The organism is Litchfieldia alkalitelluris (genome assembly GCF_002153425.1).
GTDB classification, from domain to species: domain Bacteria; phylum Bacillota; class Bacilli; order Bacillales; family Salisediminibacteriaceae; genus Evansella; species Evansella alkalicola.
On record NZ_KZ119600.1, the window covers coordinates 539,705 to 562,901 of the forward strand.

A 23,197-nucleotide genomic window follows, 5' to 3' on the forward strand; every position below is an offset into this window, starting at 1 on the left:
ATGCTACGACAGAAATTAAAGGAGCCCTTCCAGCATGAAAAGATCGACATAAATAGTATAAAGGTCGAGGAAAACAAAGGGAAAAATCAGCCTAAGGCACAGAATTGGTGGTCCACTCTGAGGAGAATTTGGGGCTATCTCGCACAAAGTAAATGGCGCCTCGTTCTTGTTTTACTAATGGTAGTTTTAAGCTCTGTATTAGCTTTGTTAGGACCATTTCTAGTCGGAATGGCTATTGATGAATTTGTGGAGGTCCGAAATACATCAGGTTTAGGAATGCTGTTGGTGGGTCTTGCGTTTGTCTATGTGTTTCACTCCCTTTCTGTATGGTTACAAAATTACTGGATGATTCGCATTGCGCAGAAAACCATTTTCACTTTGCGCACACAGTTATTTAGACACCTTCATAAGCTTCCCATTCCGTTTTTTGACAAAAGACAGCATGGTGAGTTAATGAGTAGGATGACAAATGATATTGAAAATATTAGTGCCACATTAAACAGTTCTGTTATACAAATATTTGCTAGTGTCTTAACGTTAGTAGGAACGATCTCTGTGATGCTTTGGCTGAGCCCTTTGTTGACACTGATCACCTTACTAACTGTACCAACGATGGTGTATGGAATGAAGTGGATTACAAAGCGCACGAGCAAGCTATTTAAAGAGCAACAGCGGAATCTAGGTGAACTGAATGGTCACATTCAAGAAACGATGTCTGGGCAGAGAATTGTAAAGACATTCTCGCAAGAACAGAAAGTAATCAATGAATTTACTGAAAGAAATGTTCAGTTAAAAATTGCAGGTTTTTGGGCACAGGCAATTTCAGGTTTTATTCCAAAACTCATGAACGTCCTTAACAATTTGAACTTTGCAATTATTGCTGGTATTGGTGGGATTTTGGCACTCAATGGATTTATAACAATTGGTGTTATTGTTATTTTCGCAGAGTACTCTCGACAATTTACCCGTCCTTTAAACGATTTAGCGAACCAATTTAATACATTATTGTCTGCAATAGCAGGGGCTGAGCGAGTGTTTAATGTCCTGGATGAAGAAGAAGAAAGGTCAGATGAGGAAAATGCTAGAGAGCTGGAGCGAGTTGTTGGAGAAGTGGAATTTAAAGATGTGTCTTTCTCCTATGATGGCGCAGAGGAAGGAGATACTGTCCACGATATTAGCTTCTCTGTTTCACCAGGTGAGACAGTAGCTTTTGTAGGACCTACAGGTGCTGGAAAAACAACGCTCATTAATTTGATCTCGAGGTTTTATGATGCAGATAGTGGAAGTATCCTAATTGATGGTCAAGAGACGAAACAAATTAAGCGTGAGAGTCTACGGAGCCATATGGCTTTTGTTCTACAAGATTCCTTTCTATTCCACGGAACAATTCGGGAAAACATTCGATATGGCAGACTGAGTGCCACAGATGAAGAAGTGGAAGAAGCAGCTAAGCTTGCTAATGCCCATTCCTTCATTATGAAATTTCCAGACGAGTATGATACGGAAATTGATCAAGACGGTGGAGGTATTAGTCAAGGACAGAAGCAACTCCTGTCTATAGCGAGGGCTATTCTAGCAAATCCAAGTATCTTGATCCTAGATGAAGCTACAAGTAGTATTGATACAATCACAGAAATAAAGATACAGGAAGCCCTAGAGAGGTTGATGGAAGGCAGAACGAGCTTTGTCATTGCCCATCGACTTAATACGATTCAAAAAGCAGACCAGATTCTCATTCTAAGAGAAGGAGAACTGATTGAACGGGGCACTCATGAAGAGTTATTGTCGCAAGAAGGCTTTTACGCAGATCTATACAAAAGCCAATTACGGAAAAAAGTGATGTAGCAAAGTGTCTTTTGGAAACACCTCGCTGCTAAGCAGAGGAAAAGACAGTAATCGAGTTGATTTCCTTATGTTCCATCAAATAATAACATAGAAGAACAATGTGAATATTTCCGTGGAAATAGCCGTTTGTTCGACACTATCATTTGCAAGGTTTGTCACACATTTCCTAGTCTTGCTGTCGTAATCCCCTGTATATTTAAAAGAATTATATCAATAATACACGAATCCCCAAGGGCACTAGCTATCGTTGCTAATATCCTTGGGGATTGTTTAAAATCTATTTTTATTCATAATATTCGCCGAAGCGACCAAGTATTTCATCATAAAAGTATTCCCAATACTCTTCTCCAAATTCATTCCAGAACTCATGGTAGTCATACTCCCAATACTCGTAAAATTCCTCTTCTGAAAAGTCTCCACCATCGAAGTAACCTTCTTCATTTTCCCATGATTCACCGAAAAAGTAATCACCATAATTATCAAAGTATTGCTCTAATATTTCCTCTTGAGATAAGGGATCATCAATCCACGATTGTAATAATTCGTCTACTTGATATAAAGGTATACTAAACCCTATGGAAGAATCGTGTATATTTTGTGCTGAGTTAATGGCTACAATTTGTTCTTTATTTTTTGCTAATAGTGGACCACCGCTGCTCCCAGGTGAAATTGGAGCAGAGATTTGATACAGATTTTCATAAACAAATGTGTCTATGACAAACTCTCGATTCGTTCCAGTAACATAGCCGATCGTGGCTGTATTTTCAAGTCCAAGGGGGCTACCTAAAGCAATTACTTCCTCCCCAATTAAAACAGGCTCAGTAGTGTTTTTTGCAAAAGGGGTGTTACCAACTAAATCTGGCACATGAATGACAGCGACATCTGTTTCATTAGAATAGCCAATGACTGTTCCGTCATATTCAGAGCCGTCCGCTGCAACTAGCTGCACATTTGGCTCTCCTTCAACAACATGTGCATTTGTAACGACTGCACCTGTTTCATTATATAAAAATCCAGAGCCTTGGTTAAATGGCGTGTAAATTGTATAAACAGATTTTTGTGCATCAGAAATGATTTCTGTTAATTCTCGTCGTTGTGCTTCTTCCATGACTCTTAATCTAGAAGTAGGGATGGAGATGATCATGTTTCTTTCATCAATTATTCTTTCTTCTAAGTAGTAAGCAGTTTTTTGAGGTTCAGTTGTAGCTTTATCAAATAAAAGATTGGAGCTTGCAAAAAAAGCACCTGAGAGAAAAGTTGCAATGAACAAGAGGGATATCATAATTTTTGAACGTCTTTTTTTCTTACCGCAATATGGACAAAATCTATTTTTTTCTACAATAGGCTTTCCACAGTTCGGACAGTACATAGGAGCGTCCCCTTTCATCAGTTAAATCTATCATACCATGAAAATACGATATATTTCATGACTAGTGGATCATTTAATTTAATGTAATTCGTGTCTATTCTCACAGAAACAGACAAGTAGTTAAAGAGGATAAAAAATATTTTTTTCTAAGTTAGAAAGAAAGTAGACAAGTTTTCCCCCTCTCATTGCATATATATGAATGAAGACATGCTGTTAGGAGGGAATGTATGAGATTTATTGTATTAAAGAGAAAAACTATTTTGGCTTTTGCAGTTTTTGCATTAGCTTTAGCCTCAGTTTGGGTATCAGCAAATATGTTTTCCAATGAGGTTCCAGCTATCAGTTTTGGAAATGAAAGTGAAGGGGAAATCAGGGAGATCCACATGGTCACAGGTGAGTTCAAGACTACTACAGAAGACGGTAGAGAAATTGAATCTTACCGCTGGGATCCTGGTACTATTTTTCTTGAGGCTGGAGAAAAGGCAAATTTAGTATTGTATGGTGTTAATGGTCACGAGCATCCTTTTAAAATTGAAGGCACTGATATTACTGGTAATGTAAAAAAAGGGGAAGAAACTGTTGTTCCAATCCAGTTTGAAGAGGAAGGAATCTACCGTTTAATTTGTGTGACTCATGCTGATAAAGACAATAACGGTCCAATGATTGCATACATTATTGTAGATTAATTTGGAAAAGAAAAAGGTCAAGCCAGTGGTTGTTCTTGTCACTTAGGCTTGACCCTTTATTTTTGGTGTGCGTTTTTAAGATATATGGCAAGTAAACAGATTACTTTAAGCACGTTGCTTATATAAATAATCCCTTGCTTCAAGCTCCATATTTAAATAATAATAGGCTTTTTTATATTTTCTCTGTTCGAAGTAGTACTCAGCTAATTGTTTTGCAAAGTTTTCGATGTCTGGCCAATATTGATTACTATAGAAGAAATTCAGGCATTTCTCCATTTCTTTTTCGTATTCGCTATAATGATTAGTATTATAGGCGAGTTGTGCTTCAAGAAGTTTAATTCGATTTTCATCATATTTATTACAGCAATGAGGTTTGGCTGTATCAATTAGTTGCTCTATTCCGTTAAGGTCATTAGTTTTTAGCTTTACAAAAACTATACCAATGTAGGAGACTAACATGTCTTCTTTTGTTGTAGCTTTCTTTTGATTAAGGCTTTTATCAAAATAATCTAAAGCCAGGGGCAACTCGTTACTTATGTAGTATACCATTCCTAAATTATGAAGTAACTTTCCTAATGGTTTTTCATGATCATGTTCTTTAACCAAAGCTAAAGCTTTCTCGTATGATTTAATAGCATTTTTGTATTCATATAACTGTGTATAAAGAATACCTAGTAGGCCATACACATCAATTACTGATACCCAGTTATTGGAGTTAGAAAAGTGGTTAATTGCTCTTTCTCCAGTAGCAATTGCTTTTCTTATATCGTTTGTATAAAAATATATTAATGAAATGTTGTATAAGATTTTACCTTTATATAAATCATCTTCAATCACTTCATATTTTAATGCAGTTTTGAACAGTTTCAAACTTTCTTCAAAGTTTCGTTTGAAGAATTGAAGTAGACCAGAACAATAGTAATAAAAAAATATAGTTTCGTTGGGTAGAGATTCTATCCTTTTTTCATCTATATATATTAGTACCTCATTAAATATTTCCTGTGCTTTTTCAAGGTTGTCTATCTTTATATGGTAAGCACAATCTTGTAATAAAAATGCTATCTCTTGTTTAATTGAAAGAATATATTCAAATTTATCTCTATATTTATTTTTGAATTCTTCAACTTTAGGAAGATCATATTCCAAAGTATTCCTAAATTTACCAATCAAGTTATCAATATGCTTAGAGTTTTTATCAGTGTATAGCAAATAACTCTCTGGCACACCTAAACGTTGTGCTAAAGAAATTAATAGATCTTCAGATGCTTCGTATCGACCTGCTTCAACATTACTGTAATGGGAAATTGAAATAATACCTTTACAAACAGATACTTGACCTAGCTGCTTAACTGTACGTATTCTTTTTAGCCTATTTCCGATATGCATTAGTTCTTACCTCCTAGTATGAGGAAGTTGTTAAAGATATAGTAACACATACAAATGAAAATAAAAAACCTCTATATTTTATGTAAAAAAAAGTTGCAAAAGAAAATATCCTTTGCAACTTTTTATTCAACCAAGATTATAACAAGATGTCAATACTATGTGGTCTAGGTACATCAGAAAATCTTCCTGCAGAATCATCAAGAGAAGTCTGAAACAAAGCAAAACCAAAAGCAACAACAACAAGTAATCTAATAATATTTTTTTTCATTATGATCTCTCCTTATAAATTTTATTAATTGCTTGTAACTCTATATCTAAATAATAGTGAGCTTTTTTATAACGTCGGTTCTCTAAATGGTAGTTGCTAAAATGTTTTGCATTACCTTCCAATTCAATCCAAAAATTATTTGAATAATAATAAGAGATACAGTCTTCCATTAATTTTTCATATTTATCATAATTCAATAGAAGATACTCCATCTGGGCCTCGATCTCCATTAGTTGGTATGCCTCCATTTTATTATTAGAAACTTTTAAAGCATCTTTTAATGTGATTTTCAATTCTCTAAAATTTTGTGTCTTAAGATAAACTCTTAAAATTGCAGCATAAGTAACAAAAACATTACTAGGGTCATGGACCAGCTTCATTTTACTACTCTTTGTTAAGTATTCTAAGCTCAAATCGTATTCTTCTTTTCTGAAATATAGCATACCTAGATTATGTAAGACTTGAGATGTTTGAAGACTTAGCTTTCTTTCAGTTGCTAGATTTAACCCCTTATTAAGTACCTCTACGGCCTTCTCGAAATTTTGTAAATCTGTATATAAAATACCTTGAATATTGTATACTTCGACTGTCTCTTTCCATTTGTGTAAATCCATATATACATTTTTAGCGTCTTGAGCGTATAGTAATGCTTTATGTTTGTCATTTATGTAATAACAAATTAATGATAGGTTAAACTGAATTCTGGCCTTATCCATTTCTGTACTAGTAAAATTTAATGCCTCACTGTACAGCTCAAAACTTTCTATAAAATCACGCTCATAGAATTTTAATAAACCAGATACGTAATAGTATTTATATTTAATATATCTAGACAAGGAGGATAAATTATCCTTCCCTATATAGTGTGAAACTTCTTTATGCAAATCTTGCGCCCTTGTAACATTAACTTTCTTCAACTGATGCAAACATTGTAGTAATAGATACTTTACTTCCTGGTGAATGGATGGGATATAGCTAAGCTGCTCCTGCCATTTTTCAAGATATTCATCAGCTTTTTCTAAATCACTATCAATGAGGTGATGGTATTCTGCCAGCTTCTCTGAGATCTTCGTAGATTCATCATGAACTTGAATTAGGTAATTTGATGGAATTTGTAATCTCTTAGCGATTAATTCTAGTATATCCTCAGAAGGCTCGTATCGTCCACTTTCAATATTGCTATAATGGGATGCAGAAACGATTCCTCTACAAACTTTTGACTGAGGAATGTTCTTTAAACTACGGATTTTTCTCAACCTATTGCCTATATGCAAAACTTCCCCCTCACTTTCCTAAATAAATAGCCAAAAAAATAATTTCTTTTAAATTACAAAAACGTAGTTCGTTTGGGGTGTCGTATAATGTGTGCTTTGAACAAATGTTTTTGAATACAAGTGAAATGAATCATGAAATTAGTACTTAAATAGCTAATTTCGTGATTCTTTTGTACTACAGCAAAAGATTCAAAAAAACACTATGCGTGATATGATTTAAATACGCAAAAAAACCAAAGTTTTGTAGCTATTGTAACACAGTTAACTCTAAAAAAGCTTTTAGTCAATATAATGGTTCTGAAAATTACTATATTATGGAATTGCGAAATTAGCAAGAGAAACTAGTGCGAGAACAATAATATTAAAGGAGGGGATGGAAATGGTGATTAATGAAAAAATGCTTCATGATGATTTGTATGAAATCATGCTAAAGCAAGTGAAAGAAGATTTGCAGGAAGGCCTTTTCGATGACCATTTATTAACACTATGGAATATGTCCTCAAAACTTAGACATTTAAATGAAGAACAACTAATGGATTTATGGGTGAAATACCGAGTGAATTATGAGATTCAAAAACTCTATTCTAACCAGCCCGAAATGTTTGGTGGTTTTAAAAAAATTAATGGTGAGGAGAATGTAGATAAAGTTTTATCCATGGGAGGATTATTCCTAACTTTTCATTATGGTCATGATCGTTTCATTCCCATAACTCTTGCAGATAAATTGAATGGTACTGATAAATATCTTCACCGCATATTAGATGAAGATGAACTAAGTAATGATAAAAAGTATTCTAAGTGGAAAGGTATCTATCACCAACATAATATAGAAGATATCGTCGTTGATGATATCAGTACAGATAGTAAAGTCAATAATCGTATTTCCAAAAAAGATAGTTTAATTTTCTACTTAGATGGTAAATTAGGATTTGATGATCCATATAAAAGTATAGATGTAAAATTCTTATCAACAAGTGTAAGTATCCCAACATCTATTTTTAGAGTAGCGGTTAAATTCCATAAACCTGTATGTTTACTTATTTCAGAAACAGATGCGAATGGTGATGCAATCCTAACTGCCTATGAACCACTATGGATTCATGATGATAATATAGAAGAAAACGCTAAAATTATATATCAATTGTTTGAGAATAAGTTTTTACAGAGGCCCGAATCATGGAGAAAGTGGGATCAATTAACGAGTGAGATAAAGTGTCAGCAACTAAAGAAAATAGATAGGAAGCCTGATGTAGTGAATAGGTGGGGTACAAGGGGATTTAATTTTCGTTCAGGAAAAATATATGAAATAGCCCACTCTTAAAAGGTTTAATTTGAAGGTATATTTTTGATAGTAATCCCCATTACTATATAGATAGGAAACCTAAGCTGTGAATAAAAACAGTTTAGGTTTCTTTTTAATTTGCTAAGCTAAGTTAAGGGCACCTAGAAAGCGTGTAAACTGATGCAAAAACTCTATCAATAGTTACGGAGGAAACAATTTAAACGATCGTTTAATTAGAAAGTTGTATATTTTGTGAATATATGCACATATTAAGTATTTATAATAAATAATAAAGTATGATGTATGTGAAAAGATATACAAAACTCAGATGAAGGGATGTTAGATGAATCTATGTTTTGGATACAATTTGCAATAGTACTTATTTGTATTTTTATCGGAGCAAGAATCGGCGGTATTGGACTTGGAGTACTTGGTGGTGTAGGACTAGCAGTATTAGCGTTTGGCTTTCAGTTGCCACCTACAGCACCACCAATAGACGTGATGCTTATGATCGTTGCAGTAATTACTGCAGCAGGAGCACTTCAGGCGTCTGGCGGTATGGATTATCTAGTTACATTAGCAGAAAAAGCATTAAGGAAAAATCCAGATCGAATCACGTTTATGGCACCTGCAGTAACGTATTTATTTACTTTTTTTGCAGGGACAGGTCACGTGGCTTACACGTTACTTCCAGTCATTTCGGAGGTTGCGCAAGAGTCAAAGGTACGACCTGAGCGGCCACTCTCCATTGCAGTTATAGCTTCACAACAAGCGATTACTGCAAGCCCAATTTCTGCAGCAACAGTAGCTTTACTAGCATTACTAGATCCATTTGGAATTACATTACTTCAAATCTTAGGAATTACTATCCCAGCTACATTTATTGGTATAATGACATCAGCGTTTTTAATTCGTAAGAAGGGACTTGAGCTTGAAGATGATCCAGAATACAAGGCCCGTATAGAAAAAGGATTGGAACCAATTCGTGAAGAACGAAAAGGAGAGAAGGTTACGAGCAAATCTAAAGTTGCAGTTGGTTTATTCTTATTCGGAGCCTTACTTGTTGTATTGTTAGGAAGTTTCCCAGAATTAAGACCAACATTTATGGGGGCAGACGGGGAAACAACACAGCTCTCTATGCCATATGCGATTCAAATAATTATGTTATCGATTGCAGCTATCATCATTATTTTTTGTAAGGCAGATGTACACAAACTCGCAACAGGAAGTGTCTTCCGTGCTGGTATCGTGGCGGTCGTTGCCATATTCGGTATTGCATGGATGGGAGATACGTTCATTCAAGCTAATATGAGTACGATTGAATCAGGAGTACAGGGTATGGTAACTGCTTCTCCATGGATTTTTGCTTTTGCTCTGTTCTTGATGTCGGTATTATTAAACAGCCAGGCAGCAACTGTCCGAGCACTCGTTCCATTAGGACTGAGTTTAGGGGTAAATCCATTGTTCATGATCGCTATGTTCCCTGCTGTAAATGGTTATTTCTTTATGCCGAACTATGGACCAATCATTGCAGCAATTGGCTTTGATAGAACAGGAACTACGAAGATTGGTAAATATGTCTTTAACCATAGTTTTATGGTACCAGGTTTAATAACAAGTGTCTGTTCCGTAGCACTAGGATTTTTATTCGTATTTTTATTCCTATAAAAGCATGAAGAGGGTGTCCAGATGGGCACCCTCTTTCGTTTACGAGATATAGTTTACGGGCCTGACTTACTCAGTGGGAGAAATTGCGTTCATACCATATTTTAAATGGACTTATTGTCACTTTCGTTTGTTTTTGTTTCTATCGGTATCTTTTTAGGCTTCACTTCATCTGGATCGAGCCCGTTGCCAAGTGATCCAAAGATTTTTTCACCATGTGGGTCCACGAGTTGGTTTTGTTCGAAGTATACTCTTGGCGTTTTCCACAGAGCAATGAGAGCTTTTCCCATTGGCATTTCATGATAACGCTCTGGCCACATACGTTTAATTTGTTTTTTCACCAAAGGATAGTATTTAGGGCTCATTGTTGGAAATAAGTGATGCTCTGTATGATACGAAAAATTAAAATGTAAAACATCTATCCATTTAGGGACGGTTACGGTTAAGCTATTTGCAAGTGGATCATTCACTGGTGTGATAGGATTTAGTCGATGGTTTGTAGAAATATATGACATAACAATTAGATTTGCAATGAATAATGGAATGAGATAGGCAAAAATCCACTTTTCAGTCCCAATTAGAAATAGGAGAGCAATCCATGTTGCCCATGGAAGAATAGCTTGTAGCCAGACTTTGGGTTTTGTTTTAGGTTTGAAATCACCTAAATACATTTTAAAGCACTTTAGTGAATGTAATGAAAATTGTATGGTCAAAGATAAAAAGGCTGCAGTAGATCTTACAATGAATGGGAGTCGGTAAACCCAATTTACAAATTTCATCTTTGATATTTTTTCAAGCGTGGGCCATGAGTCAGGATCCTTTTCATCATTTTGAGTATGTACATGATGGTTCATGTTGTGCCATTTTCTCCAAAGCTGTGGACCAGTACATAAAGGCCAAAATGCAATCCCACCCAAGAGATTACGGAGCCATGGTTTTTTTACGACTGCACCATGAAGAATTTCATGTCCGAGAAAACCTAGTCCTGCAAAACATAGGCCTAGAATGAATGATAAAATTAGGTTAATCATAAGTGGTAATTGAAATAAGGAAATGGCTAATATACTAGTAATAGTAACAATTAGATATGCCAATCCCCCGAGTAACCTGGTTGGAACAGGCTTAAAAGCATTCTTTGGTAGATGTTTTGATATGCGAGAAGCATACCAGCCAAAAGTATGTAAATCGTGCATAAAACCAACCTTCCTACAATGTAAAATTTAAATTCCAAGCTATTTTTTCTTAGAAGAACATACTAGTTATGATGGAGAATTTTAGGTAAAATATACGGAAATATTTTATAAACCTTTAAACTAAGTACGGAAAGCGAATGAATTGTTGTGATAGTGTAACCAGTTTTCACGGTAACGAAAAAGAAAAGGAGTTGAAGGGAATGGCAGAATTGCAATTAGTTGTAGATCAGAAAGCGACATTGGGTGAAGGCCCATGTTGGGATGCTGACCAAGGCGTTTTATATTGGGTAGATATTATGAAAAAGAGGATACATATCTTTTCACCAAGTAAAGGAGTTAACGAGACAATTCAATTGGAGGAGTATGTTGGAGCGGTGGTTGTAAAAGAAGGGGAAGGATTACTTGTAGCATTAACCGATGGGATTTATGAATTGGATAAGAAAACGGATGATATTACTCCTGTGGCACTCCCTATTGGTGAGGACTCTGATACGCGATTTAATGATGGGAAATGTGATCCAATGGGGCGTTTTTGGGCTGGGACGATGCATTTTGATGGAGACGAGCATAAAGGGAATTTGTATTGTTTAATGAACAATCAAGAACTGAAAAAAAGAATTGGGGGAGTAACAATATCTAACGGATTAGCGTGGGATGTTGACCTTAATAAAATGTACTTTAATGATTCCCCCACAAGAAATGTCTATCAGTTTGACTACAATTCAGAATCTGGAGAAATAACAAATCAGAAAGTTGCTATTAAGATTCCGAAAGATGCAGGTATTCCTGACGGTATGACCATAGATAATGATGGAATGCTGTGGGTGGCTTGCTGGGGGGGAGGTCATGTTCTTCATTGCAACCCTAAAACTGGGGAAATTGTCTCAAAGATAGAAGTTCCAGCCACTAATGTTACTTCTTGTACGTTTGGGGGAGAAAAGATGGATGAACTATATATCACAACTGCAAGGCTAGGTATAAGTGAGGAAGAACTGAAAAAGGAACCGAATGCAGGGGGACTTTTTCGAATGAAGCTAAATGTAAAAGGCGCCCCTTCCTATAAGTTTAAGCAAATTTAGTAAATGAAATGGAAAAAGCTGTTCATTGGTGACTATCGCTTATGAACAGCTTTGTTTAATGGTATGAAGATTTTCCTTAATTGAGTGACCAAAGATGCTTTTAATAAGGGAAGTTTTCCCCTTATTTTATCAATCCATGTTGCTATTTCCCTCATTGCAAGGTATGTGATTTAACGTAAAAGTAAATAGGATAATTAAACTTTAGCAACACGAGTTTGTAAAAACAATCTAATTTGAAAGTAGGAGATATCTTCTGGTAAGGATTCTTTCAATGGTTTTAACCCATCTTCGAGTCCTGTTTCTTCAATCGCACGAACGATGACTTCCTTTTTGTCAGGCGGGAGGAGTTTATCCATATCTAGTTCATGTCCTTCCGATACTGCCTTTAATAAATGCCCTTCGACAGTAGAGGGGCTTAGTCCTCTCCCAGCTGCGATCTCTTTCACTTCCATTCCACTTATAAATAACTCGTATGTCTCGAGGTGGCTTGGATGACCTTTCCCACTTTTCGCGGGAGTGCTGCTTCCACTTGAACCGTTATTATCATCAAAATCATTACTCTTAGTGGAACTTTGATACGAAGGGTTGTTTTCAATAAACTCATTAATGACTTCTAGTATATATTCTCCATAATTATCAACCTTTTGTTCACCAATTCCTTTAACTTGAAGTAATTCTGACTTTGATATTGGAAGTTTGTCGCAAATGTCATTTAATGTTTTATCCGAAAAAATCATATAAGGAGGAAGCTCTGCTGTTTTAGCTAAGTCCGAACGTAATTCCCTAAGTGTCTCAAATAAAGGATGGCTTTTAGATAGAACCCTTGGCTTTCTTTCCACTTTTCTAGTTACTTGAAGCTCGCCTTTTAATACGCTGACTGCATTATCTGTAAGTTTTAACACTGGAAATCCGCTGTCACTCATTTCGAGAAATTGACTGGCAACAAGGTAATCTATAAATTGGCTGACTTCCTTTTGTGTCTTTTCCTTTAATAAACCGTAAGTAGTAAGTTCATGAAAGGAAAATTGTTTTACCTTTTTATTAGAAGAGCCTACTAACACTTGGGACACCATTGTTTTCCCAAAGCTTTCTCTCATCCGTTTAATGCAGGAGAAAACCATTTGTGCTTCTTTCGTAACATCTTCTGCTTCCCGATCATCCACACAGTGGTGGCACCGTCCGCAAGGTATCTTTGCTTCTTCTGTATCCCCAAAATACTCTAGTATATAGCTTTGCAAACAGCTTTCCGTATGACAGTAATTCACCATGGATTGAAGTTTACGGTATTCATTTTCCTTACGACTGTCGCTTAAAGCCGTTTGTTCAATGAGAAATTGTTGAATTCTAGTGTCTTGAGGAGAGAAGAGCAGTATACACTCACTTTTTTCGCCATCACGCCCAGCACGACCTGCTTCCTGATAATAGCTTTCTATGTTTCGAGGCATTTGGTAATGTATCACGTATCGCACGTTGGACTTGTTAATCCCCATTCCAAAAGCATTTGTAGCCACCATTACTTTAATGTTGTCATATACAAACTGTTCCTGCATGGATTGACGTTCATCATTTGTCATTCCACCATGATATTTTCCAACAGATACATCTAAAGATTGTAAGGTGGAAAAAATTCGGTCGACTTCTTTTCGTGTAGCAGCATAAATAATGCCAGAATCGTCATTATTTCGCTGAACATACTCCTTTATATAACGGTCCCTGTCCACCCCTTTCAAAACATGAAAGGATAAATTACTTCTGGAAAACCCTGTTTGGATAGTATGTTCATCATCAATAGTCAATGCAGAGCAAATATCTTTAGTAACCTCAGGGGTGGAGGTGGCTGTTAATGCAAGGACTGGTGGCGTGTTTGGTATTTGTTGAACTAGTTCAGGAATCCTTAAATAGCTTGGTCTAAAATCGTGTCCCCATTGAGATAGACAATGGGCTTCATCCACTGCTACAAGTGATATTTGCATATTTTTTAAGGCACTAAGAAAAGAGGGGGCTTCTAAGCGCTCTGGGGCAACGTAAACAAGCTTATACTCTCCTATTTCCATAAGGAAGAGTTGCTCATTTACCTCACTTGCTGTAAGAGAACTATTAATGTATGTCGATGGAATACCTATTTGATTGAGTTCGTCCACCTGATCCTTCATCAATGAGATAAGTGGTGATATGACGATTGTTACGCCAGGGAGGAGTAAGGCTGGGATTTGATAGCAGATAGATTTTCCTCCACCCGTAGGCATAATCCCCATCGTACGATTTCCATTTAAAATATATTCAATGATTTCCTCTTGTCCAGTTCGGAAAGAGTCGTATCCATAGTGTTTTTTCAATAAAGAATGTGCATCTGTAATCATATAAATCCTCTCCTATATAGAAGGCTAGCCTGAAAATAGAATAACTGCTGCATTTGAACTTGCTGCAGGCTACTCGCGTTCACACAAGATACCAGTGCGAAAACTCGAAGCTTGCTCGTGATGTAAACGCTCGTCAATGCAGGGTATCTGTTAACCTTTGAAAACTTCATGCCTTCATTATACCACTCTAGGTGCTAGAAATTATACGAAAGGATAATAGTTAATTATTGTTTACGGCGGTAAAATTTTAATAAACCAAATAGTATGGAAGGCAGTGATGAAAAATGAAACGGATTGTATTTATCCCGTTGAGTCTTATAGTGTCAATCATTTTTTTAACAGGGTGTTTTAATTTCGGAGATGGCTTTAAGATTCCTTTAGGTGATGGTGAATCAGTTACTATTGGTGGTGGGGATGACGATGAAATAATTAATATTAGTTTTGAAGGGGAAGAAGGATCTGTAAATCTTTCAAGTGATGGGGAAAGCTTCAAGTATGAAGGGGAAGACGGCAAGGTTACTGTACACAGAGATCTACCAGAGGATTTCCCTGCAGATGTTCCTATTCCAGAAGATATAGACCCAGTTGGAAATTTCATTACTGAATTTGAGGATGATACGCTCACTGGCTACACACTTTCTTATGCAATTGCAGAAGACAGGTTTGATGAGGTACGTTCCTTATATGAAAACTATTTGGCTGACAATAACTATTCCATAACTAATAAAAGTGAAGCTAGCGGTGATGCGGGCAATGGCTTTGAAGTGGAAGCTGAAAAAGGGAATCGTAAATTCTCGATACTCATGTATGGTGATACCAACGGCCAATTCATCATGTTGCATGTTGCAGAAGAAAAATAATGGAGTAGGACTATTCTCAGAGTAATAGGAATAGTCCTCCTTTAAAACAAAAGGAATATTAATCTGAATTATTTTTATTGTCAGATAATTATATTGAAAAACATTATGAATATAGGGATAATGGAGCTATGGGATAAATATAATCCTATTTGTTGCAAAATCATTGATGAGATGAGAGGTGTATTCCTTGCGCTCCGTTATGTTGTTTCTAGTTTTCTTGTTCTTCGTAATCATATCTCTTCCCGCAAAAGCCTCTGCAAATGGGGAGGTGGTGATATCAGATGACTCTGAATCGATACAGTTAAATCATTACATACATATATTAGAAGATCAAGATAACATGTGGACAATTGAGCAAGTGAGCTCTGATAGTTTTAGGCAGAAGTTTACACGAAACGATGGTCGACTCCCTAATTACGGTTATACTGATTCTTCTTATTGGGTTCGTTTTGATGTAACTAATCTTTCTAATAAAAACCTTTGGTTACTTGAATTGGACAATACAACGATGGATTATGTCACTTTCTATGTTCCTAGTGAGAGTGGAAGAAATGAATATGAAACACATATGACAGGTGATCTATTCCCTTTTAAGCAGAGGGAGCTAAAGCATAGGAATTTTGTGTTGGAATTGGATTTACCACTGCAGGAAACATCATCTATATATATCCATTTCAAAACAGAGGGAGCGATGAATTTCCCCTTAACGATCTGGAGTGAAGATCGTTTTATTGAAAAGACACAACGGGAATACATTATCATTGGCTTGTTATTTGGAATAGTTAGTGTTATGGCATTATATAATTTATTTTTATATTTTGTTCTTCGAAACAAAAGCTATTTATTTTACGTTGTTTTTATAATAGCTAGTAGTTTAACACAAATAGCATTTTTAGGGTTAGGATATCAGTATTTGTGGCCAGAAGCTATTTGGTGGAATAACCGTTCCATTGTATTTTTCATGTGTCTGTCTAATATAGCTGGGCTTTTATTTGCGAAAGTATTTTTAGATATGAAACGCTATACTCCAATGCTCAATAAATTGATAAAACCAATTATTATCTTTAATTTATTTTTAATTGTTCTGCTATATTTTTCGTATCCGATAGCACTTGTCGTTGTCATGGTTAGTTTGATGTTTTTTATTATATTTATTGTTGTATCGGCTTATTTAAGCTATAGAAGGGGATATCATGCTGCTCGTTTTTTCCTATTAGCATGGTGTATTCTTCTTCTAGGAGTTATCATTACAGGATTGGTTGATTCAGGCTTTCTTCCTTTAATGCCTTATACAAAGTATGCTTGGCAAATCACCTCTGTCATTGAAGTAGTGCTATTTTCATTTGCCTTGGCAGATAAAATAAATATGATGAGAATAGAAAAGGATGAGGCAAAGAAAGACGCGATTGAGAGTAAGGAAATGGCTTTGGAGAGTCTTAAGCGAACGAATAAGTTGAAGGACGAATTTTTAGCCGTTACTTCCCATGAAATTCGAACACCTTTGAATGGGATTATTGGAATTGCAGAGACGATGAAAGATGGAGCAGCAGGAGAGATAACAGACTCGATGAATAAAAATCTTGGAATGATTATCACAAGTGGACGAAGATTATCCCACTTAATAGATGACATACTCGATTTTTCGAGTCTCAAAAATGATGTTTTGGAATTAAATTTCAAAAGAGTTTACTTACACGAGTTAACGGAAGTTGTGTTGACCATGTGTAAAACGCTAGTAAAGCATAAAAATTTAAAGCTAGTAAATAAAATTCCTAAAACAATACCTCCCGTATTAGCAGATGAAAATAGGTTACAGCAGATTTTGTACAATTTGATTGGGAATGGAATTAAGTATACTGAGGAAGGCTCAATAACTGTTTTAGCAACCTATGATGAACATGCTGTGGTGTTAACAGTTCAAGACACTGGAATTGGTATACCGGAAGACCAACTAGAATCTATTTTTCTACCTTTCCAACAAGGGGATCATACTTCAGCAGGTGGATATGGTGGTACGGGCATAGGTTTAAATATTACAAAGAGACTGATTGAACTACACCAAGGTTATATCACCGTTGATTCGAATAAAGGAGAGGGGTCTACTTTTACTTTCACTCTCCCAAAATATGAAAATGAGAGTGAAAGAGAAGTTGCATCAAGTGTCTCTTCCTTACCATCAATAAAAGGTACAGAAACCATTACGCTTCAAGAATCAATTTTAAATCGACAGAGTGGTAAAACTGGTAAACGCATTATGGTTGCAGATGATGAACTAGTAAACCTTCAAGTCTTGATTAATCATTTGACTTTAGGAGGCTATGAGGTAGACATAGCAAAAAATGGATTGGATACGTTGAACCGAATAGATCAAAAGGAGTATGATCTCCTTATTTTAGATATTATGATGCCAAAAATGTCTGGATATGAAGTGTGTAGACAAATACGGGTGAAGTATTCCTTAACAGAATTACCAGTATTAATGCTTACAGCAAAAAATCAGCTTGATGATCGCATTACGGCCTTTGAACTTGGGGCAAATGATTATTTAACGAAGCCATTTGAAAGAGAAGAGTTATTGGCCCGTGTGAAAACATTAGTTGATTTAAAGCAAGCAACGAAAAAATTAAATGATCATGCTAACAAACTAGACAAAATGAACAATCAACTGAAGCATATGAATGATGAACTTGAAGATAAAGTAAGGGAAAGGACGAAGGAATTAAGGAATATCAACAGTCGTCTAGAGGAATTGAATGCCAATCTGCGAAAAACGGAGAAATCAAGAAGGCAACTTTTATCCAATATATCCCACGACTTAGGAACACCAATTACTTTTCTCCACTCCTATGTTCAATCTGTGAGGGAAGGGTTAATTGATTATGATGATACCCGTTATTTGCAGCTTGTGGAAAACAAAATTCAAATGCTTGATCGTTTGACAGAGGACTTGTTTGATTTGGCAAAGTTTGAATCTGGCCAAATGACACTAAATATTAAACAACATTATCTAGATGACTGGCTCGATGCAATATACAGTAAATTTGATGTTGACGTGTCGGAAAGAAACATTGCGTTTACGTACCCTGATATTATTGGTATAGAAAATGGGTTGGAAGTAAGCATCCTGATAGATTGTGAGAGAATGGACCAAGTATTTTCCAACCTCATCTATAATGCAATGAAATATACACCTAAGGGAGGGCTCATCTCCATTACTGCAAATGTAAAGCGGTGGGAGGTAAGAAAAGATAAGGACTTCGATGGAGAAGCTATTATTAGTGTAAGTGATACTGGGCAGGGAATTGATCCAGAGTCACTTCCTCATATTTTCGACCGTTTTTATCAAGGTACTCCTTCCAACAAGCAAGATGCGGGTGGAACTGGCTTAGGACTAGCGATTACTAAAGAAATTATACAGTACCATAAAGGGGAAATTTGGGTGGAAAGTAAAGTAAATGGTGGAAGTACTTTTTACTTTACGTTACCGATTGTGTTTAAGGGGAGGAAGGGGAAAAAATGACCAATGAAAGAATCTTAATAGTGGAAGATGATCAAGATATACGAGAACTTACAACACTTTATTTAGGAAAAAAAGGTTATGAAGTATTTCCAGCAGATAATGGATTTGATGCAATTAATATTGTCAAAAGGGAATCTCCTCACCTTATCCTATTAGATATTGTTCTACCTGGAATGAAAGGTTTTGAAATTTGTGAGAAAGTTCGTGAGTTAACACAGGCACCTATTTTATTTATCAGTAGTAAAAGGGACTCTGTAGATAAAATTAAAGGATTAGAAGTGGGTGGAGATGATTATATAACAAAACCTTTTGACTTCGCCGAATTAGAAGCGAGAGTGAGGGCCAACTTGCGGAGGAGCTTGATATCGTCCGATCAGAAGGAAAAGAAGAAACTATCATATGGACACTTAACTATTGATCTCGAAAGCTATGAAATAAAAGTGAATGATCAACCGATCCGCTTATATGCCAAAGAACTACAGTTATTGCTACTCCTTGTAAATAATCCGAACCAGGTTTTTAGTGCTGAACAGCTTTATGACCAAATCTGGGGGATAGACAGTTATGGTGAATTGAAAACAGTCTTAGTTCACATTAGTAAGCTAAGACGAAAAATAGAGGTTAATCCGTCAAGACCAAAGTTAATAAAAACGGTCCGAGGATTTGGATATAAATTTTCTCCGCCTGAATGAGGTTTCGTGTTTTCCTAATTTCGGGCTTATTCGATTTAAATATTTTGAAAATTACAATTAAATTTAACTCCAATTTAACCTTCCCGTTTTATAGTAAGTGAGGATAGGAAATGCACTTATTCTTTAAGGGGGAAGAATGATGGGAAATGCTCGTTTGAAACAGGAAGTGGAGACGGATTATCATAACCTGCTAACTAAAAGAGAGTTAGAGGTACTTGAGGAGCTGTGTACAGGAAGTACAAATCGAGAAATATCGGAAAAACTATTTATTAGTGTCATCACAGTAAAAGTTCATTTAAAGCATGTTTATGAAAAACTTGGTGTAAAGAACCGATCACAAGCTATCATCTTAGCCAGTCAAATGAATCTAATTCGATCGAATAAACACATTGGCTAGGAAGGAGGGCAAGGGGGAAGATGCACAAGAAAGATAAGAAACGATATGAAGAGTGGAAGCTACTAATTGATGAAGCAAGGAAAATGGGCATCACACCTGCAGACATCAGAGAGTTTTTAAAGCAAAAAAATTATAATTTGACTAGCTAATTTCACATGGAAATGTAAGTGCATGAGCCAGGCAGGGTTTTATGCATTTTTTTTCATTTCAAATTGTCGATTGTTGACGATAAGGGCGATTAATCCATTAGAAAAGCCTAGCTTTATTTTTTAAAAGCTAGGCTTTATTGAAGTTTATACACTTTTTTGATGGTTATTGTTCGTTGTTTTACAAGTACTTATGCCGAATAGGCGATATAAGGGGCAAAAACTAATGAAGGCTGTCATAATTGGTATTAACCCAAGTAATCCAAACCATCTAATACTATCTGGGATAAGTAGCATAGACAAGATGATGATTCCAATAATACTTCTTATTCCTCTATCTACCGAACCAACATTTGATTTAATATTCATATTAATCCCCTCCCCGCAATATTTTCCTATAAAAGGAAACATTCTCTAATTAAAATATAGCACAAAATAGAATGAAAAGGTTTACAAAGTTTTGCAATTATCAAAATTTCTTTAGGTATATATAATCGTATGTTTTGATATTCGATTAAATTCATTATAGAATGACATTACACTTACTTTTTGTAAGCAGGAATGATGACTGACTGTTTTTTAGACATATATGTACCAGGTCTGCAACGTACACCAACACATGATTAGTATTTTCATGGTAGATCTATTTCAAGATAGGCTAAGAAAAATAAGGAAGGTGATGAAAGTGAAAATGAAACATGTTTTTAAAGAGGGAAAAGGAAACAGTAAGCAAACATTATTATTACTTCATGGTACAGGTGGAGATGAGAATGACCTACTGCCAATAGGAAATATGATTGATCAAGATGCTGCTGTCCTCAGCGTAAGAGGAAATGTTGATGAAAATGGAATGAATCGATTTTTTCGTAGATTAGGGGAAGGTGTGTTTGACGAAGAAGACCTCATTTTCAGGACCAAGGAATTAGGCGAATTTATAGATGAAGCTGCGGCCGAGTATCAGTTTGACAGGGAAAATGTCATTGCAGTGGGCTATTCAAATGGAGCTAATATAGCTGGTAGCCTGTTATATCACTACGAGAATTCCTTGAAGGGGGCTGTTTTACTACACCCAATGGTTCCGCGAAGAGGGATTGAATTGCCAAATATGCAAGGTCTTCCCGTGTTTATTGGTGCCGGAAAAAATGATCCTATTTGTCCAGCAGAGGAAACGATTGATTTGGAGAAGGATCTATCAGGCGCTGGTGCAAAAGTGGAAGTGTATTGGAGCAACCACGGTCACCAATTGACAAGAGAAGAAATTGAGCATGCAACTGACTGGTATAACAAAAACTTAAAAGGAGAGTAATAAAATGCTATCCCTTCAACCTAATGCATTAACGAAGAGGGAAAACTACCACCTTCTAAGTACTACGATTGTTCCTAGGCCGATTGCATTTGTAACATCTTTATCGGACAGCGGTGTATTAAATGGGGCACCATTTAGTTTCTTTAATGTCGTATCTGCGGAACCACCTTTGATATCCATTTCCATTGGGAGAAAAAATGGGGTGAAAAAGGACACGGCTAGGAATATTCTTGATAATGAGGAATTCGTCGTTCATGTTACAGATGAAACTAACGTGATTGGCGTAAATCGAACAGCGGCAAATCTTCCTCCTGATGAGAGTGAAATCTCGTTAGTTGACTTTAATCGTGTAGAAAGTACTGTCGTCAAAGTTCCTGGAATTGCGGAATCTCCAGTCCGTATAGAATGTAAGCTAGAAAAACATCTAGTCTTTCAAGAAGGGGAAACGATGACAGACTTCATCATTGGAAGGGTTGTTCACTATCATATTAAAGAGGATATGTATGTTGATGGCAAAGTGAACCCCAGTGAAATGAAGCCTGTTGGAAGGTTAGGTGGAGCGGAATACTCTAAGATTGGAGAAGTGTTTGAACTGCAGAGGCCAAAGTGAAAATTGTGCGGGACCTGGTCCCGCACAATTTTGTGTCTTTTTAGACTGGATACGGTTTGAATTAATACATATATCTTGTTTAATTGTAAACCTGTACCAATGATGGTATGGTAAGGATAGGGACGTTCCACGAACTAGGTGGGATGTCTTTTGTAGTATCAAAAAGTATGTTAGGGAGGTGATTCCATTGCCCAAAGTAATTATATATCCATTACTAGAATAATAGAGGAGGTGTTAGATATGGCAACCACGACTAGAGGAAAGGTTCTGCGATCGATAGAAGGAAGGACAAGGGGACAATGTCCAGTCTGTGAAAGAACAGGAATCAAATTATTATATGAATTAACTAATAAAGAAGGGGAGACAATGCAAGTTTGTAAATATTGTCGTCCTAAAAAGGAACTTAAAAAACGAAAATAATTGCTGAAATATAGATGAGTCCTAAAGCGTTGTCCAATTTTTAATTTTGGGAAGTTAAGTTTAGTAGATTTTAAGGGAGGAATGATAGTGAATTATAATCAAGTATATCGAGTAGGGGATACGATTAATGATATGTATAAGGCTTTGATATTCGACCCTTAGTAAATTCTTATGTTGTTAGGAGAACTTGATATAACCGTCCTAGATGTTTGACTCTTCTACGGACGGTTTACTTATATAGTTTCATATCAATCTAGTAAAGGAGAGAGAAAATGAGGATGTTATGCATTAATCCTAAAGAAGATATCATTAAAAAGGGAGGTGCTTTTCCATATGAGCCATAAAATTGAATTAAATATGCAAAAAGTGGAAGATGAGCTAATCCATCAAGTTAGTTATTTCAAAACGAACATGGGAAAGTTTGTAGATCAATTTTCTAATGATTGGTCCTATAAAAAACGAAAAACGTTAATTGATTTTATAGAAGAATATGTTGCTTATTTAGAAGCAATTTTAGAGAATTTATCTGAGGAAAAGTTACGTACTACTGTCTTGATTGGTAGTAAAGTTGATGTACTTTATGTGGACGAGAATGAAATAGATACAATAACAATTGTTTTTCCAGATCAAGCTAATTTAGATGAGAATAAAGTCTCCTTTCTGTCTCCATTTGGTTATCAATTACTTATGAAAGAAAGTGGTTCGAGGATTTCTTTAGATTTACCTGCCGGGGAAACTACAGTTAGTATTGAGGACATTGAATTTAGTATAGCGCACATTTAAGTGTAGCTTTACATATAATTGTCAGGGACCAGGTCCCGCACAAATCTGTGCGGGAC

21 protein-coding genes are annotated in these 23,197 nt (G+C 35.9%); 14 read left to right on the forward strand and 7 right to left on the reverse strand.

All coding sequences use genetic code 11. The features are described 5' to 3' along the window. Entirely contained in the window at nucleotides 1-1,845 is a 1,845-nt protein-coding gene (locus tag BW724_RS02645; RefSeq protein ID WP_088073544.1) for an ABC transporter ATP-binding protein, read from the forward strand. Between the two features lie 283 nt (nucleotides 1,846-2,128). Here the strand turns inward: BW724_RS02645 and BW724_RS02650 are convergent, their stop codons facing one another. Next, on the reverse strand, nucleotides 2,129-3,214 hold the full coding sequence (locus BW724_RS02650) for a trypsin-like peptidase domain-containing protein (protein WP_088073545.1): 1,086 nt from the start codon (nucleotides 3,212-3,214) through the stop codon (nucleotides 2,129-2,131). Nucleotides 3,215-3,441: 227 nt separating this feature from the next. On the opposite strand from BW724_RS02650, the gene BW724_RS02655 reads away from it, so the two are divergent. Further along, entirely contained in the window at nucleotides 3,442-3,900 is a 459-nt protein-coding gene (locus BW724_RS02655; RefSeq protein WP_088073546.1) for a cupredoxin domain-containing protein, read from the forward strand. 105 nt (nucleotides 3,901-4,005) lie between these two features. Here the strand turns inward: BW724_RS02655 and BW724_RS02660 are convergent, their stop codons facing one another. The 3 genes from BW724_RS02660 to BW724_RS02665 all read right to left on the reverse strand — a co-directional run bounded on the left by BW724_RS02660 (nucleotide 4,006) and on the right by BW724_RS02665 (nucleotide 6,828). Beyond that, entirely contained in the window at nucleotides 4,006-5,286 is a 1,281-nt protein-coding gene (locus BW724_RS02660) for a helix-turn-helix domain-containing protein (protein WP_088073547.1), read from the reverse strand. A 136-nt stretch (nucleotides 5,287-5,422) separates the two neighbouring features. Beyond that, nucleotides 5,423-5,554: a hypothetical protein gene (locus BW724_RS24230; protein ID WP_268876133.1), complete on the reverse strand. Its 132-nt coding sequence runs from the start codon at nucleotides 5,552-5,554 to the stop codon at nucleotides 5,423-5,425. Beyond that, on the reverse strand, nucleotides 5,554-6,828 hold the full coding sequence (locus tag BW724_RS02665) for a helix-turn-helix domain-containing protein (protein ID WP_088073548.1): 1,275 nt from the start codon (nucleotides 6,826-6,828) through the stop codon (nucleotides 5,554-5,556). The genes BW724_RS24230 and BW724_RS02665 overlap by 1 nt, the downstream gene beginning before the upstream one ends. Before the next feature lie 379 nt (nucleotides 6,829-7,207). On the opposite strand from BW724_RS02665, the gene BW724_RS02670 reads away from it, so the two are divergent. Further along, the gene (locus BW724_RS02670; protein ID WP_088073549.1) at nucleotides 7,208-8,149 is read left to right on the forward strand and encodes a lysophospholipid acyltransferase family protein; all 942 of its coding nucleotides are present in this window, start codon (nucleotides 7,208-7,210) and stop codon (nucleotides 8,147-8,149) included. A 312-nt stretch (nucleotides 8,150-8,461) separates the two neighbouring features. Then, complete coding sequence (locus BW724_RS02675) at nucleotides 8,462-9,778, forward strand: anaerobic C4-dicarboxylate transporter family protein (protein ID WP_088073550.1); 1,317 nt, start codon at nucleotides 8,462-8,464, stop codon at nucleotides 9,776-9,778. 101 nt (nucleotides 9,779-9,879) lie between these two features. Here BW724_RS02675 and BW724_RS02680 read toward each other — a convergent pair whose 3' ends face one another. Next, nucleotides 9,880-10,968, reverse strand: a complete 1,089-nt coding sequence (locus BW724_RS02680; protein WP_088073551.1) for a Delta(10) desaturase DesB — start codon at nucleotides 10,966-10,968, stop codon at nucleotides 9,880-9,882. A 200-nt stretch (nucleotides 10,969-11,168) separates the two neighbouring features. Between BW724_RS02680 and BW724_RS02685 the strand changes: the two genes are divergently transcribed. After that, entirely contained in the window at nucleotides 11,169-12,047 is an 879-nt protein-coding gene (locus tag BW724_RS02685; RefSeq protein WP_088073552.1) for an SMP-30/gluconolactonase/LRE family protein, read from the forward strand. A gap of 194 nt (nucleotides 12,048-12,241) precedes the next feature. Here BW724_RS02685 and recQ read toward each other — a convergent pair whose 3' ends face one another. Next, on the reverse strand, nucleotides 12,242-14,407 hold the full coding sequence (recQ, locus tag BW724_RS02690) for a DNA helicase RecQ (protein WP_088073553.1): 2,166 nt from the start codon (nucleotides 14,405-14,407) through the stop codon (nucleotides 12,242-12,244). A 284-nt stretch (nucleotides 14,408-14,691) separates the two neighbouring features. Between recQ and BW724_RS02695 the strand changes: the two genes are divergently transcribed. The 5 genes from BW724_RS02695 to BW724_RS02715 all read left to right on the forward strand — a co-directional run bounded on the left by BW724_RS02695 (nucleotide 14,692) and on the right by BW724_RS02715 (nucleotide 20,025). After that, nucleotides 14,692-15,267 carry a hypothetical protein gene (locus BW724_RS02695; protein ID WP_088073554.1) on the forward strand — a complete coding sequence of 192 codons (576 nt, stop codon included), beginning with the start codon at nucleotides 14,692-14,694 and terminating at the stop codon, nucleotides 15,265-15,267. A 187-nt stretch (nucleotides 15,268-15,454) separates the two neighbouring features. Beyond that, nucleotides 15,455-18,787 (forward strand): ATP-binding protein, encoded by a 3,333-nt coding sequence (locus BW724_RS02700; protein WP_088073555.1) that lies wholly within the window; start codon nucleotides 15,455-15,457, stop codon nucleotides 18,785-18,787. Beyond that, the gene (locus tag BW724_RS02705; RefSeq protein WP_088073556.1) at nucleotides 18,784-19,479 is read left to right on the forward strand and encodes a response regulator transcription factor; all 696 of its coding nucleotides are present in this window, start codon (nucleotides 18,784-18,786) and stop codon (nucleotides 19,477-19,479) included. Before BW724_RS02700 ends, BW724_RS02705 begins: the two co-directional genes overlap by 4 nt. A 139-nt stretch (nucleotides 19,480-19,618) precedes the next feature. Then, nucleotides 19,619-19,876, forward strand: a complete 258-nt coding sequence (locus BW724_RS02710; RefSeq protein ID WP_140354890.1) for a response regulator transcription factor — start codon at nucleotides 19,619-19,621, stop codon at nucleotides 19,874-19,876. 20 nt (nucleotides 19,877-19,896) lie between these two features. Beyond that, on the forward strand, nucleotides 19,897-20,025 hold the full coding sequence (locus BW724_RS02715; protein WP_088073558.1) for an anti-repressor SinI family protein: 129 nt from the start codon (nucleotides 19,897-19,899) through the stop codon (nucleotides 20,023-20,025). Nucleotides 20,026-20,169: 144 nt separating this feature from the next. Here the strand turns inward: BW724_RS02715 and BW724_RS02720 are convergent, their stop codons facing one another. Then, the gene (locus BW724_RS02720) at nucleotides 20,170-20,391 is read right to left on the reverse strand and encodes a YgaP family membrane protein (RefSeq protein WP_088073559.1); all 222 of its coding nucleotides are present in this window, start codon (nucleotides 20,389-20,391) and stop codon (nucleotides 20,170-20,172) included. Nucleotides 20,392-20,713: 322 nt separating this feature from the next. Between BW724_RS02720 and BW724_RS02725 the strand changes: the two genes are divergently transcribed. From BW724_RS02725 to BW724_RS02740, 4 genes are all read left to right on the forward strand, one after another. After that, a complete protein-coding gene (locus BW724_RS02725) occupies nucleotides 20,714-21,328 on the forward strand; it encodes an alpha/beta hydrolase (RefSeq protein ID WP_088077627.1) in 615 nt (204 codons plus the stop codon). 4 nt (nucleotides 21,329-21,332) lie between these two features. Then, the gene (locus tag BW724_RS02730) at nucleotides 21,333-21,938 is read left to right on the forward strand and encodes a flavin reductase family protein (protein WP_088073560.1); all 606 of its coding nucleotides are present in this window, start codon (nucleotides 21,333-21,335) and stop codon (nucleotides 21,936-21,938) included. Between the two features lie 240 nt (nucleotides 21,939-22,178). Next, nucleotides 22,179-22,358 carry a hypothetical protein gene (locus BW724_RS02735; protein ID WP_088073561.1) on the forward strand — a complete coding sequence of 60 codons (180 nt, stop codon included), beginning with the start codon at nucleotides 22,179-22,181 and terminating at the stop codon, nucleotides 22,356-22,358. 333 nt (nucleotides 22,359-22,691) lie between these two features. Beyond that, nucleotides 22,692-23,141, forward strand: a complete 450-nt coding sequence (locus BW724_RS02740; protein WP_088073562.1) for a GreA/GreB family elongation factor — start codon at nucleotides 22,692-22,694, stop codon at nucleotides 23,139-23,141. Nucleotides 23,142-23,197: the final 56 nt, after the last annotated feature.

Excerpts from the sequence above, each read along its gene's own strand:
- BW724_RS24230 (WP_268876133.1), bottom strand. The coding sequence starts at position 5,554 with ATGAAAAAAAATATTATTAGATTACTTGTTGTTGTTGCTTTTGGTTTT.
- BW724_RS02705 (WP_088073556.1), top strand. The coding sequence starts at position 18,784 with ATGACCAATGAAAGAATCTTAATAGTGGAAGATGATCAAGATATACGA.
- BW724_RS02740 (WP_088073562.1), top strand. The coding sequence starts at position 22,692 with ATGAGCCATAAAATTGAATTAAATATGCAAAAAGTGGAAGATGAGCTA.
- BW724_RS02655 (WP_088073546.1), top strand. The coding sequence starts at position 3,442 with ATGAGATTTATTGTATTAAAGAGAAAAACTATTTTGGCTTTTGCAGTT.
- BW724_RS02645 (WP_088073544.1), top strand. The coding sequence starts at position 1 with ATGCTACGACAGAAATTAAAGGAGCCCTTCCAGCATGAAAAGATCGAC.
- BW724_RS02670 (WP_088073549.1), top strand. The coding sequence starts at position 7,208 with ATGGTGATTAATGAAAAAATGCTTCATGATGATTTGTATGAAATCATG.
- BW724_RS02710 (WP_140354890.1), top strand. The coding sequence starts at position 19,619 with ATGGGAAATGCTCGTTTGAAACAGGAAGTGGAGACGGATTATCATAAC.
- BW724_RS02730 (WP_088073560.1), top strand. The coding sequence starts at position 21,333 with ATGCTATCCCTTCAACCTAATGCATTAACGAAGAGGGAAAACTACCAC.
- BW724_RS02685 (WP_088073552.1), top strand. The coding sequence starts at position 11,169 with ATGGCAGAATTGCAATTAGTTGTAGATCAGAAAGCGACATTGGGTGAA.
- BW724_RS02680 (WP_088073551.1), bottom strand. The coding sequence starts at position 10,968 with ATGCACGATTTACATACTTTTGGCTGGTATGCTTCTCGCATATCAAAA.
- recQ (WP_088073553.1), bottom strand. The coding sequence starts at position 14,407 with ATGATTACAGATGCACATTCTTTATTGAAAAAACACTATGGATACGAC.
- BW724_RS02720 (WP_088073559.1), bottom strand. The coding sequence starts at position 20,391 with ATGAATATTAAATCAAATGTTGGTTCGGTAGATAGAGGAATAAGAAGT.
- BW724_RS02650 (WP_088073545.1), bottom strand. The coding sequence starts at position 3,214 with ATGTACTGTCCGAACTGTGGAAAGCCTATTGTAGAAAAAAATAGATTT.
- BW724_RS02660 (WP_088073547.1), bottom strand. The coding sequence starts at position 5,286 with ATGCATATCGGAAATAGGCTAAAAAGAATACGTACAGTTAAGCAGCTA.
- BW724_RS02675 (WP_088073550.1), top strand. The coding sequence starts at position 8,462 with ATGTTTTGGATACAATTTGCAATAGTACTTATTTGTATTTTTATCGGA.
- BW724_RS02725 (WP_088077627.1), top strand. The coding sequence starts at position 20,714 with ATGAAACATGTTTTTAAAGAGGGAAAAGGAAACAGTAAGCAAACATTA.
- BW724_RS02695 (WP_088073554.1), top strand. The coding sequence starts at position 14,692 with ATGAAACGGATTGTATTTATCCCGTTGAGTCTTATAGTGTCAATCATT.
- BW724_RS02735 (WP_088073561.1), top strand. The coding sequence starts at position 22,179 with ATGGCAACCACGACTAGAGGAAAGGTTCTGCGATCGATAGAAGGAAGG.
- BW724_RS02715 (WP_088073558.1), top strand. The coding sequence starts at position 19,897 with ATGCACAAGAAAGATAAGAAACGATATGAAGAGTGGAAGCTACTAATT.